General features: G+C 28.3%; 14 protein-coding genes and 1 pseudogene. 12 read left to right on the forward strand and 3 right to left on the reverse strand.

All coding sequences use genetic code 11. From position 1 onward, the window contains the following. A complete protein-coding gene (locus tag ACQ629_RS01735) occupies positions 1-585 on the reverse strand; it encodes a TetR/AcrR family transcriptional regulator (RefSeq protein WP_483706239.1) in 585 nt (194 codons plus the stop codon). A gap of 446 nt (positions 586-1,031) precedes the next feature. Further along, a complete protein-coding gene (locus tag ACQ629_RS01740) occupies positions 1,032-1,643 on the reverse strand; it encodes a DEAD/DEAH box helicase (protein ID WP_483706240.1) in 612 nt (203 codons plus the stop codon). A gap of 367 nt (positions 1,644-2,010) precedes the next feature. Here ACQ629_RS01740 and nfsB point away from each other — a divergent pair, with 367 nt between their 5' ends. Then, entirely contained in the window at positions 2,011-2,676 is a 666-nt protein-coding gene (nfsB, locus tag ACQ629_RS01745; RefSeq protein ID WP_483706241.1) for an oxygen-insensitive NAD(P)H nitroreductase, read from the forward strand. A 240-nt stretch (positions 2,677-2,916) separates the two neighbouring features. Next, positions 2,917-3,963, forward strand: a complete 1,047-nt coding sequence (locus ACQ629_RS01750) for a flavin monoamine oxidase family protein (RefSeq protein WP_483706242.1) — start codon at positions 2,917-2,919, stop codon at positions 3,961-3,963. A gap of 87 nt (positions 3,964-4,050) precedes the next feature. Here the strand turns inward: ACQ629_RS01750 and ACQ629_RS01755 are convergent, their stop codons facing one another. After that, on the reverse strand, positions 4,051-4,434 hold the full coding sequence (locus ACQ629_RS01755) for a winged helix-turn-helix transcriptional regulator (protein ID WP_483706243.1): 384 nt from the start codon (positions 4,432-4,434) through the stop codon (positions 4,051-4,053). Positions 4,435-4,935: 501 nt separating this feature from the next. Between ACQ629_RS01755 and ACQ629_RS01760 the strand changes: the two genes are divergently transcribed. The 10 genes and pseudogenes from ACQ629_RS01760 to ACQ629_RS01805 all read left to right on the forward strand — a co-directional run bounded on the left by ACQ629_RS01760 (position 4,936) and on the right by ACQ629_RS01805 (position 13,613). Next, complete coding sequence (locus tag ACQ629_RS01760) at positions 4,936-5,559, forward strand: MarC family protein (protein ID WP_218772513.1); 624 nt, start codon at positions 4,936-4,938, stop codon at positions 5,557-5,559. 329 nt (positions 5,560-5,888) lie between these two features. Continuing rightward, the gene (locus ACQ629_RS01765) at positions 5,889-6,416 is read left to right on the forward strand and encodes a hypothetical protein (RefSeq protein WP_483706244.1); all 528 of its coding nucleotides are present in this window, start codon (positions 5,889-5,891) and stop codon (positions 6,414-6,416) included. A gap of 31 nt (positions 6,417-6,447) precedes the next feature. Beyond that, positions 6,448-6,615 (forward strand): helix-turn-helix domain-containing protein, encoded by a 168-nt coding sequence (locus ACQ629_RS01770; protein ID WP_483707144.1) that lies wholly within the window; start codon positions 6,448-6,450, stop codon positions 6,613-6,615. A 104-nt stretch (positions 6,616-6,719) separates the two neighbouring features. Then, positions 6,720-6,881, forward strand: coding sequence for a hypothetical protein (locus ACQ629_RS01775; protein ID WP_483706245.1), 162 nt, complete (start codon positions 6,720-6,722; stop codon positions 6,879-6,881). Between the two features lie 83 nt (positions 6,882-6,964). Further along, positions 6,965-7,297: pseudogene (locus tag ACQ629_RS01780) on the forward strand (nuclear transport factor 2 family protein). A gap of 399 nt (positions 7,298-7,696) precedes the next feature. After that, positions 7,697-8,851: an ergothioneine biosynthesis protein EgtB gene (egtB, locus tag ACQ629_RS01785; protein WP_483706246.1), complete on the forward strand. Its 1,155-nt coding sequence runs from the start codon at positions 7,697-7,699 to the stop codon at positions 8,849-8,851. Continuing rightward, positions 8,852-9,799 (forward strand): L-histidine N(alpha)-methyltransferase, encoded by a 948-nt coding sequence (locus ACQ629_RS01790; RefSeq protein WP_483706247.1) that lies wholly within the window; start codon positions 8,852-8,854, stop codon positions 9,797-9,799. 1 nt (position 9,800) lies between these two features. Next, positions 9,801-10,469, forward strand: a complete 669-nt coding sequence (locus tag ACQ629_RS01795; RefSeq protein ID WP_483706248.1) for an aspartate/glutamate racemase family protein — start codon at positions 9,801-9,803, stop codon at positions 10,467-10,469. Positions 10,470-10,590: 121 nt separating this feature from the next. Then, positions 10,591-11,190, forward strand: a complete 600-nt coding sequence (locus ACQ629_RS01800) for a DUF6642 family protein (RefSeq protein ID WP_483706249.1) — start codon at positions 10,591-10,593, stop codon at positions 11,188-11,190. A 692-nt stretch (positions 11,191-11,882) separates the two neighbouring features. Then, a complete protein-coding gene (locus tag ACQ629_RS01805) occupies positions 11,883-13,613 on the forward strand; it encodes an alpha-keto acid decarboxylase family protein (protein ID WP_483706250.1) in 1,731 nt (576 codons plus the stop codon). Positions 13,614-13,623: the final 10 nt, after the last annotated feature.

Consider the following 13,623-nt stretch of genomic DNA (forward strand, 5'->3'; position numbering starts at 1 on the left):
TTATTTACATACTTTTATACTATTCCAAGCCGATTGATAGGCTTCTTCAATATGTGTTTTATCTAATGTAAATACCCCACGTTTTTGAGAAATCATTAAGAATGATAATGGGTTTATAGCGTATGCATACAATATATAATCAGACATTGGTTTTATTATTCCTTCATTTTTGCCACGATTCCATAAGTCGAGTAGGGGCTGTAGGTGTTTTATACCTTCTTGTCTACTTAATTCATCAATCATAGGTGTATTGTCACATTGTGCTAAAAACATTGCATTTTCTGACTCTTTTAATTTAAAATCGGCAATACGTTTCCAAATAATTTCAAATCCGAGTTCTACAGAAACTTTTTCGTCATAGGTTGCAAAAGCATAATCAGTATATTTGGTTTTAACATCTATATATGTTTGATTTACCAAATCTTGCTTGTTTTCAAAATATAAATAGATAGTAGCTGGAGATACATTTGCCATTTTGGCTATTTTACTCATCGGCGTTGCATGAAAGCCATTGTTATTCACCAACTCAATTGTTGCTTTAACAAGTGCATTTCTTTTATCTATGCTTTTTTGAAGTTTTGCCATTATTTGTTTAATTCAATTTTAAAACCCAATATGATTAGAATTTTCTCTTAATCTTAGTAGACCTTGGTTTATATCATTTTAACAGTACAAAGATAATAAAAAAGAATGAACGTTCATTTTCTATGCATAGTAATTATTTATAGTGCTATAAATAAACGAACAAAGTGTTAATTAAACCTTTATTAAGGTATAATTAACACTGTTAAAAAAAATCGGAAATCAAGTAATGTTATTTATTTTTGGATAATAGATGTAAGGTATTTGTATAAAATAGTATGCAATGGCTTGAATGTTATATTAAATATAATTTTTTAGAGATATGCGTTTTTTAGTTGATTGATTTATAAAAAAAGAACCTATTTGAAAAGCATCTAAAAATTATTAAACGAACATCTTATTTAATATTAATTAAGAGTAAAATACTTGGCTATAAATAATGTAGCTTCTTAAACAGTAACTGTTTTGGCGTATTGCATAAAATAAGACTCTAAGCGCTTTAAGATGGGAGGCATTTTTTCTGAATATATTACAAATTGACATTTATTTAAACTCTGAGTAATTGACATAAGAGCTGTATATGATGCATTATTAACCAAAAAATCAGCATCATGTATACTAAATATTTTTAATTGCGAAGTACTTAAACCTTCTAATAAAAGTAACTTGTTTACAATTTTAGGAGTAGCGATTAGCACATCTATGCCTTCAAATATTTCCGATTTTAATACATCAATATGTAACTTTTCATCACCTAAATATACTCGTAATTCATGATATCTAGTATATTTTAAAAAGGCATTATATACCTCAGTTGCCTTTTCATTATTTTCTACTAAAACGACTGCTCTTGGTGCAGTACCAACGGCTTCGAATTTTAATTTCTGTAATGTTGTTAGTACAAGTGTTGTTGTTTTTCCGCTACCTTCTGGAGCTGTACAATAACTATTAGCACCACTTTTTATGACAGGAATACTTGCTTTCTGAAATGCAGTAGGTGTTGTTATTTCAAGAGATTCTAATTTCTCTTTTATATCAGAATGTAATTTTTTAAAAGGCATAGGAAATAAAAAGGATAACTAATTTGGTTAGTATTTTTAAAACAGCAAATATACAATTAAATAGAGGTGATTATATTTTGATTTAAATATAATTGAAGGATAAAAAAACAGGCATATATTTAGTAATCATATATGAAGCTTCATTAAAGCACTCTTTACTATTAATTTCATTTTGTTGAGTTTTCTTTAAAACAGATCTTTTTTACCCATTTCATTCTTCATAATACTTTAAATTAGTAAAAAAAAGCATTTAATTAATAAACAGTAGTTTTTTGATACTATACTTCTTGACCGTTATTGTGAACTACAATTACTATACATATTTTTGTAACTATAAAGATGATAGTATAACTTAAGAATATATAAAATGAATTTAAAAGAAACATTAGATTGGAGATACACAACTAAAGAATTTGACCCAATCCAAAAAATATCTGATGCAGATATGGTGCAAATAAAAAATTTATTAAGGATGAGTCCTTCAAGTGTAAATTTACAACCTTGGCACTTTATTATTGCGGAAACCAAAGAAGGTAAAGAACGAATTGCAAAAGGAACACAAGGCTTTTTTCATTTTAATGAACCAAAAGTGGTAAACGCTTCTGCTGTAGTATTATTTTGTTCTAGAACAAGTGAAGGAACAGGTGATGCTTACTTTAAATACCTTTTAGAGGTACAAGATAAAGATGGAAGATTTCCAAATGAAGATATAAAAAACGGAATGTATGGAGGAATGAATGCTTTTGCAGATATTCATAAATACGATTTAAAAGACTATCAGCATTGGATGGAAAAACAAGTATACCTTAACATAGGTAACTTTTTATTAGGTGTAGCTAGCTTAAAAATTGATGCGACTCCAATGGAAGGAATTGATGTAAAAGCTTTAGATGAAGAATTTGGGTTAAGAGAAAAAGGTTTCACTTCATTAGTAGCTGTTTCTTTAGGTTATAGAACTAAATCTGATTTTAATTCTACTGATAAAACACCAAAATCTAGACTACCAGAAAGTGAAATTATCACTATATTATAATCAACAATAAGTATTAATCTTTTTAGGAAGTGTTTAAACCGAGAAAAACAAAATATCAATTAATAGAATATTACTTAAAATGAATTTACAAAGACGATAATTTTATATGTAGATATTACAAATTCGTGTATACTTGCCTGTGTAAATTGGTTGGTGTTTTCTAGTGAAACACAATAAATTTGATGTTAACAAAAAAAGCTATTGTATTTTTACGATAGCTTTTTTGCTTAAATAGTATAAATGAAAGAACGAATTATAATTATAGGAGGTGGGTTAAGCGGATTAACGTTGGCTTACTTATTATCAAAACAAGGAAAAGAATCTAAAGTTTTAGAAGCCTCTAATCGATTGGGTGGAAGAATTCAAACCGTAAAAGGAGCATTAGAAACCCCTTTAGAGTTGGGAGCAACTTGGTTTTCGGATATGCACCAGAATTTATTGTCGCTTATAAATGAATTGGGTTTAGAAAAATACAAACAATTTTCGAAAGGTACTTCGCTGTTTCAAACCAAATCATTTGAACCACCACAACAGTTTTATGTTCCCGAATCTGAAAGCCCTTCTTACCGTTTAAAAGACGGAACACAAAACCTAATTGATACATTAACGAAAAAATTGCCTTCTGAAAATATAAGTTTGAATACGAAAGTTGTAAGTATTTCTGAATCGAATAATGAAATAATTATTGGTATTTCTAACGGAGAAAAACTTCATGCAGATAAAGTTATACTATGCCTACCTCCTCAATTAATAGCTTCTAAAATTCAGTTTTCACTACAATTATCGGACGCCGTTTCAGAAATTTTACCTACCGTTCAAACTTGGATGGCAGGTGCTGTAAAATTTGTTTTAGAATATGAAGCTCCTTTTTGGAAAAATAAAGGGTATTCTGGAATGTTGTATAGCCACTCAGGAATTGTTTCTGAAATGTATGACCATACGAATTTCGAAGAAAATAAATTTGGTTTTACAGGCTTTTTGAATGGTAGTTCTGTGTCTTATTCTAAAGAAGTAAGAAAAGAATTTGTTTTGAAGCAATTAGCAGAACTTTTTGGAGAGGAAGCATCAAATCCTATACATTATTTTGATAAAATTTGGACAGATGAATTTGTGTTAAGCGGAAACCAGATTATACAAAGACCACATCAAAACAACGGACATTCTTTATTACAAAATAGTTATATGAATGGAAAATTATTATTTTCAGGAACGGAAACAGCAACAGAATTTGGAGGTTATATGGAAGGTGCTGTTATTGCTGCTTTGAGAATAGTCGAAAAGTTGTAATATAATTAAGACGTTTTTATTATGGTTATTCAAAGAGTAATCAGAATTTTTGAAACTTAACAAGTAAACATAATTTACAACACTTAATTATTCCTCAAAAATAAATTGGCCTTTCGTCTCAGCAGCATGTAATCCCCATTCAATAATTAGGTTTAAAATGGGTATGAGTGTTTGTCCAAATTCGGTAAGTGTGTATTCTACTTTTAAAGGTGGTTTTTTAGTAAAAACTTTTCTATTTACAATATCACTAGCCTCTAACTGTTTTAGCTGTAAACTCAATGTGCGTTCGGTAATACCAGGAATTTCTTTTCGTAATTCGTTATAACGTTTTTTCTTATCAATTAAATGAGTTAGTATCACACTTTTCCATTTTCCGCCAATCAATTCCATTGCAGCACTTGTTGGGCAAAAAAATATTTTATCATTAATTTTAATCTTTGGCCTTTTTCCAAACAACTCTTTTCTGTCCATTTTTATAGTAATTATTATTTGCAAAGTTATTCTACATTGATTTAGCAAGCAACTATATTCTTTATAGTGAAAATATTTATGATATTTATAGAGCAATTAATGCTCTATAAATAGAGTTACATCAGGTTTCTTATATTTATTACACGTAAAATTTTGATAAAACTATATCATAGATATATTTTTTTAGGATACATAGCATAATAAAGTATAAGAAAACTTAGTATACATGTTAAAAACGAGGAATAATTAAACCGTAGCATCATATTTACCTGAAGAAATAAAGGATTAATACGCGAAAGAACATCAAAAAAACTAATATTTAAGTACGCTCTAGTGCTGATAATATGAGTATTGCCCTATTTAAAGAAAGAGGTTAACTATTAGCTTTAGTATTTCTTATTTAAGATATATTTAAAACTTATAACTATTCAAAAAAAAAGTAAAAATACTTTGGTAGAATAGAAGTAAATCAAGTTCTTGCAACATTAAAATTGACAATTCATGGACAATATCATTACGTTTTCAATTACCGTATTTACGGCCTTTTTTGCTATGACAAATCCAATATCTAATATGACCGTTTTTTTGTCTTTAACGCAAGGAGCGGACAAGAAAACAAAATTAGATATTAATAAAAGGGCTAATATAACGGCATTTATTATTGTAACTGTATTTATACTTTTAGGTAAATATATTTTTGAATTATTTAATATTAGTATTCCTGCATTTAAAATAACAGGAGGTATTTTAATCTTTTTTATTGGTTTTGATATGCTACAATCAAAGCAATCTAATGTAAAAACCATTGATAATATAGATATAGATGAAAATATAGCTGTTTCACCACTTGCAATACCAATTTTAGCAGGACCAGGAACTATTGTAACGGCAATGAATTTTGTATCTAAAGCAGAATCTTTACAATTATTTCTAGTAATTGCTATTTTTGGATTTATGAGTTTGTTAACTTATTTTACTTTTAAATTAAGTGACTTAATAGTTAAAGTAGTTGGTAATAATGTTATTTCTGTAATAGGTAAAATAATGGGATTAATAATAGCTATTATTGGAACCGGAATGATTATACAGGGAATAAAATTATCTTTTGATTTAATTTCAAAATAGATTACAACAAATAGGTTGCTTTGTTACTTAATATTTAAAAACTTTAAATCAAGAACTCTTTAGTTTGATAATCATTGTGATCGTAAACACTTAAGAAAGTTTGAATAAAAAAATAAAACAAATTTAGAACAACAAAAGGCAGGCTATATAAATGCTAATACTTAGAGGAAATAAACTAGAAATATATGTAAAAAAATATTCCTAATATAGTATTCGATTCTAAAAAAACAAACAATAGTGGTATAGAAATATTAACTATACAAAGCCTTTATAATCGTAAAGACACGATAGCGCATAGTCCTGAAAAAGCGCATCAAGTTGCTTTTAATATGATTGTATTTTATACCGCAGGAGAGAGCAAACAGTTGGTAGATTTTGTTTGGCAAGAAGTAACTAAAAATACAATAATACATTTATCTAAAGGTCAAATTAATACATTTCAGTTTAATGAAAACCTAAAAGGGTACATTCTTTTATTCACAGATGATTATTTAAAAAAGCAAATCAATGTACTCCCAAAAAATGAAATAATCAGGTTGTTTAATTCGCAATTATTTTCTCCAATTATACAAGTCCCTTCAGATTCAAATGTAGAAAGATATATTAATTTATTTGCAGAAGAATACTTTAATGATAACGAAAATTATAATCAAGAAAATATCTATAATTCTTTACACACAATTATATTTTCGAAATTAGAATACTTAAAAAAGTACCAGACAAAGCATTTAAAAAACTCAGACAAGTTAAATCGTTTTTTAAGTTTTAAATCTCTTTTAGAAACTCATTTTAACACAAGTAGATATGCTGATTTTTATGCCAATAAGCTAAACATAACGTATAAACTCAATTTGTAAAGACATTATTGCTATAACAACTAAACAGTTTATTGATGAATTTGTTGTTTTAGAAGCGAAACGATTATTAATTAACTCTGAAATTAAAAGCACCGAATTAGCTTACTCTTTAGGTTTTGATGAGCCTATTAATTTTGTTAAATACTTTAAAAAGCATACAGAATTTACCCCAAATCAATTCAAAAAACAATATATTTAGTAGTATAGGTTTCATATTTACCACTTTTACACTCATATATATCTGTAAAAAAACATCAGATATCTACAACTTTGTATGGTAATAAATTTATAATACATATTTATATGAGCCAAGTAGCAAGTTGCCCAACATGTGGTAGCAAATCTAAAATAAAAGAAGTAAAAGGCGAAACAACTTACCAAGCACTGCAAGATGAAGCTGTTTTAAAAAAAGTTGGTCAGCTAAAAAAGGCTATGGAAAAATTTAAGCTAAAAGCAGAAAATTAGAAAAAAATTAGCTGAATTAAAACTTAAAAACTAAACCTTTAGATATATCAGAAAATAAAAAAAACGCCATTGCTTTTTATAAAATGGCTTATGAAGGTAACCCAACAAAAGCTGTAGAATTGTATGTTGGCGAGGATTACAAGCAACACAACCCAATGGTTGCAGATGGTCCACAGCAATTTATAGATTATTTTAATCGCATGCAAAAAGAATATCCAGTAAAATCTATAAATTTTGTAAGAAGTGTTACTGAAGATGATTTAGTAGCTTTACATACACATCAAATTTGGCCAAATAACGATTAATATATTACTATGGATTTTTTCAGGTTTGATGATAGTGGAAAAATTGTAGAGCATTGGGATAGTATTCAGCAAATACCAGATACTTCTAAGAATAATAACACCATGTATTAAGTTCTAATTAAAGATTCTATCGAAAAATAGGTTACATTTTTTATAGCTCCAAAATAATTTCATTAAATTTAGAAAAAAAAGTAAAGCTTTAAATAGCTAGTTATATAAAATCATTTGATTTTTAGCTGTTTTAAATTTGTAATTATTAAAAAAAAGAATCGACTTAAGTAATTCTAAAAAATGAAAAAAGAAATGCATTTGGCTGCACAATATTTAGCAACAGCAGCAATTAGTTTCTTAGAAAAAAAAGTAGACGATAGCACACTAATTTAGGTTTTAATATTTTAGATAGTTCATTAGGGATAGTGCCATTCTAGCACAAACCAATTTAAAAGAAAACGATGTGGTTCTTTTTTTTAAAGAAGCTATAAGTCAGTACAACACTTAAAAAAACCACTTTTGAATAAAGAAATTATAAAAATATTTAAAGAGATACGTTTACAAACAGAAACTATTTGTAAACCTTTAAAAATAGAAGATTATTCCATTCAAGTGGTGTCATTTGCTAGCCCAGCAAAATGGCATTTAGCACATACTACTTGGTTTTTTGAAACTTTTATTCTTAAAAATCACATGCAGAATTATGTGGAATTTCATACTGATTTTAATTTTCTATTTAACAGTTATTACAACAATGTAGGTAATAGAATTTTGCAAACAAATAGAGGTAACATGTCTCGCCCAAGTACTGATAAAGTATTTGAGTATAGAACGTATGTAGATTCTAAAATGCAAGATTTCTTAAATTTTACTTCTGATGAAAAAATACTAGATTTAATAACATTAGGTTTAAATCACGAGCAACAACATCAAGAATTATTAATTACAGATGTAAAGTACATGCTTGGGCATAATATTATTTTTCCTGTTTATCATCAAGAGTCTAATCTAATAAATGATAACAATTTTACTACAGAAAACATCAAAATTAAAGCTGGTTTATATCAAATCGGTTACCAAGGAACCGATTTTTGTTATGACAATGAGTTAGGAGTTCATCAAGTATATGTAAATGATTTCGAAATAAATAATCATTTAGTTACCAATGGCGACTATTTAGAGTTTATGGAATCTGGCGCCTATTCTGATTTTAATCTATGGTTAGATGAAGGTTGGGCTTGGGTAAATAAAAACCAGATAAATGCGCCAATGTATTGGCACAAAATAAAAGGTGAGTGGCACAATTATACATTAGCAGGATTGCAAAAAATAGATAAAAAAGCTATTTTAAGTCATATTAATTTTTACGAAGCCAATGCTTTTGCTGAATGGAAAGGTATGCGTTTACCAACTGAATTTGAATGGGAAATTGCAGCTAAACAATTAGATTGGGGAACACGATGGGAATGGACAAATAATGCGTATTTACCTTATCCTAATTTTCAGAAAGAGAATGGGGCAGTAGGTGAGTATAACGGAAAGTTTATGAGTAACAAAATGGTGCTTCGTGGAGCATCTGTTGCAACCTCTAAAAACCACAGCAGAACAACATATCGTAATTTTTTTAACCCAACAGAAAGGTGGCAATTCACCGGAATTAGATTAGTGAAATAGATGATTGAAACATTTAAAAAAGAAGTAAAAAAAGGATTAGATACTATACCTAAAACATTGCCATCTAAATATTTTTACAATAAAATTGGTGATGCTCTTTTTGTAGAGATAATGAATCTTCCTGAATATTATTTAACACGAAGCGAATTAGATATATTTCAAAATAAAACAGAAGATATCATAAACGATTTGAAATTATATACAAATACGCATTTCGAATTGATTGAGCTTGGCGCAGGTGATGGTTTAAAAACCAAGAAGCTTTTAAGCGCATTAGATAAACAGCTTTTTAAGTTTGATTATCTTCCAATTGATATTTCTATAAATGCATTAAACCTTCTAAAAAGAGATCTTTCAAAAACATTACCCAATGTTTCTGTAAAAACCCAACAAGGTGATTATTTTGAAGTTTTAGAATCTTTAAAGCACAGTAATAAACCGAAAGTTATTTTGTTTTTAGGCTCTAACATTGGTAATATGGAAGATAAAAAGGCTGCACAATTTATTTATAATTTAGGTGCCAATTTAAACCCTGGAGATAAATTGTTATTAGGTGTCGATTTAATAAAATCGAAAGAAATTGTTTTACCTGCTTATAATGATACTAAAGGAATCACGGCTAAATTCAATCTTAATTTATTACATCGAATTAATGAAGAATTAAATGCAGATTTTAATCTTGAAAATTTTGAACATCAACCGGAATATAGCGAAGATGAAGGTATTGCCAAAAGTTATATTGTTAGTACAATAAAACAAACGGTTACTATAAATGCTCTTAAAACTTCTTATAGTTTTGAAGCTGGCGAAAAAATTCACACAGAAATTTCAAGAAAATATAACGATACTTTAATTGAAAAACTTATTGTTAATACAAATTTTATGCTAGACACTAAAATACTAGATAGTAAAACTTATTTTGCTGATTACATATTAACAAGACATTAAAATGCCACATACAAAGCTAGCTATATTAGGACTTGGAAGTCGTTCTACTTTATTTTATGTAAGCGAATTAAATCGTTTATATAACATAGACAAAGGCGCCTTCAGTACCTGTCCTTTTCTATTATTAAACGCAGATTTTAATAGTATTAATTCTTTGTTACCTAGAGTTTCTGAAAAGTTAGATACCCTTGTAAATGATTATATAAAAGAGTTGGAAATACTTAATACAACGCATTTATTAATTCCCAATATTACGCTTCACGAAACTATAGATAGATTAAAAATCACTAAAAATGTATTGCATCCTCTTCATTTAAGTATAGAAAAAATTAAAGAAAATAATTGGAATAAAGTTGTAGTGTTCGGGTCGTATTTTAGCATGAATGCGTCGTATATAAAAAATCAATTTTTAGAAAACGGAATAAAAGTATTACTTCCAACTGAAGAAGATATGTTGTTTATAGATACTGTTAGAAAACAAATTTATTACAAAACAGAATCGATTGAAATTATTAAAAAATATCATCGAATAATAAAAAAATATTCATCTCATACCCCTGTAATATTATCTTGCACCGAATTATCTATTTTGAAGCCTAAAGACAACAAAAACCTATTAGATATGGCTCAAGTTCAAATTGAAGAGGCAGTAAAGTTTATTCTTAAATAAAGTTACTATTTAGCATTTTTATTAAATATTATATTTGCCTTGTGTTTTTTATAAAATCACATAAAAAATAAAAAAGTTAGACTAATTTTGTTCCTTATTTATCTTTTATAAAACCTGAAATTTGTTAAAGAAAAACGAACAATTACCCCAAGAACAATTTATAGATGCAGATTATTTTGTATACTGTTTGGAAGGGGTTGACAATATAGAAACAAACAAAATTACTGAAGCTCAAAAAAACATAAAGGAATTGACCTTGCAATACGGAATAGCAAGTATTTATAAAAAATGCGACACTATTGAAGGTCTTGAAACTAGCTTAAATGCATTAGTTTTAGATGATCATAATTTTAAAGATTACGAAATAATCTACTTAGTTATGGCTGGTGAAGCAAATAGTATTTGTTTAAATGATTATTACTATAGTCTACAAGAAATTGCAGAGATTTTTGAAGGTAGCTTAAATGGAAAGATTTTACATTTTTCAAATGCAAAAATTTTAGATTTAGACGAAGAAGAAGCACAATATTTTTTAGATATCACTGGCGCAAAAGGTATTTCTGGTTATGGCCATGAATTTAATGGGGTGTCTAGTTCAAATCTCGATAAAGCATTCTTTAACTTATTTAAAGAAGACGATAATATGTTAGATGTTGTAGAAGAATTACATCAAAAACATTATAGTCTCTGTAAGTTACTTGATTTTAGATTGTATTATTAAAATCAATCTGATATTACCTAAAAAAGGTATTCAGTCATTTATTTTTGTTTTAAATGTTTTACGTTATATAACATAAGCCTTGCTTGGGTAAAAACCGTAATTGTATAATTCTACTATTTTTCATAAACTCCATATGGGAGAACAGTCTACAAACACCATTTCAATAGTAAAACTTAATATGATAAAATTTTTACTATAGTTTTCTGCGTGTAGTTTACCCTTAATGAAGTTGATGGGTTACTTCGTTTTGGTTAAAAGCCTCTTAAACATCCTACATAGTTATTTAATTTTTTCTAAAAAAAATTCTTTAACAATTTTAATCAAATAGGCTTTACCTAAATGATTTGCTGCATTCATAATTTTATCAGATGTGTATAGGTGAAGTGCTAATGTGCTTACAAAGAACCCTGTTTACTTGTTACCTAATATCAAAATAGTGGTTATTTTATATATTTCATGCCGAATTCAAGTTCCTTATGTGCAATATTATAACGTTTATGACCTTTTTTTAAAAAACAGCTTTTTTTATATATAAATTTCTATGCCATTAAATATTTTGATGGTAAGAATAACAAAAAAAAGAAGCAATAATAAATTGTTTTAGTGACACATTATAAAACTTAGCTTTAAAAATTATAGTTAACAAGTGGCATGCAACTTTGTTGTTTTTATATAAACTAAAATTAAAAACAATGCAGAACGATACATTTACAGTGGCTGATTATTTATTAACGCGCTTAAAACAACTTGATGTTACAGAATTATTTCAAATTCCTGGAGATTATGTTAAAAATTTCACACAAGCTTTAGAAAAATTTAAAGGGATTGAAACTATAGGAACGTCTAACGAATTAGATGCCGCTTATGCTGCGGATGCTTACGGAAGAACAAGAGGTTTGTCTGCTGTGTCATTACAATACGGGGTAAGTACTTTTAGTGCATTAAATGCAGTAGCAGGAGCTTATGTAGAATCTAGTCCAATGGTTGTAATAAGTGCAACGCCAGGCACTAACGACCGACAAATTACAAACATGTATAATGTCTTATACCATCACTCAACTGGTAACTTAAATGCAGATCAAGAGATTTATAAGCACGTTACAGTTGCTTCAGAAACATTAAGCACCTCTGTTGGTGCAGCCAAAAAAATTGATAAATTACTAATAGCTGCCATTACCCATAAAAAACCTGTTTATATAGCTTGTTATAGCGAGGTTTGGGGAGAGCCATGTAAACGACCTTCTAAAAAGAAGCTTCAACCTAAAGTTAAAAAGAGTAAACAAGATGCACTCCTAAATGCTGTAGATCAAGCATGGAAAAAACTAACAGCAGCAAAACAACCTATTATTTTTGCAGGTGTAGAAGTTTTACGACATGATTTATCAGATTTACTTCAAAAAATAATAGATGCTAGTGGCTTTATATATACCACAACATCTCTTGGTAAAACTGTGTTAGATGAAACAGGCGATAAATTTATTGGTACATATGCTGATGCAGCTTCTATAACCAGTGTTACAGATTATGTGAAAGCGTCAGATTGTTTTTTAACATTAGGAACTCTTATTACAGATGATTATTTATGGTTTATTGAAAATAAATATTCAGATATGGTACTAGCAACAACCACTGAAATTAGAGCTGGTTATTATACCTATAAAGATGTTACTATGAAAGATTTTATGGAAGCTTTATTAGCACGTTTTGAAAACAGTAAAACGTATCCTTTAAAAGAAAAAGCACCTAAGCAACCGAAATACCCTGAACCTTGGCGTTCATCATCAGATCCAAAATACAATGACAAGCCAGATGTAATTACTTATAACCGCTTTTTTGAACATACCGTTAAACATATAGAAGATAATAATATGTGGGATAACATTAATCTAACATTTGGGGTGAGTTCTGCAATGTATGTAGCTACAAATATTTACGGAATGAAACAAAACAGTTTCATAAGTTCTGCGGCATGGCAATGTATTGGTTATGAAACTGGTGCTGCTTTAGGAGCGCAATTAGGGAGTAAAAAACAATCTTGGACTATTGCTGGTGATGGCGGATTTATGATGATCTGTCAATCGCTTTCAACCTTAGCAAAATACGAAGTTAATAGCGTCATTTTTGTAATGAGTAATCAAGTATATGCGATAGAACAAGTTTTTGTAGATGTAGATGCTTTTTGTCCAGATGGTACATTTGATGAATTTGACAATTTACCTAAATGGGATTATATGGCTTTAGCTAAAGCTTATGGAGCAAATGGTTATCAAGCAAATAATATAAAAGAATTAAATGAAGTTTTAGAAACACTTAAAACTACTAAAACGAACAAGCCCACTTTAGTAGAAGTTATTATTCCTGAAAAAGATTTAGCAGGACAAATGAAAAATTTAACCCCACAAATAATGAATTGTAACAACTAACACTATAAAA

Source organism: Tenacibaculum sp. SM2510 (assembly GCF_057002845.1).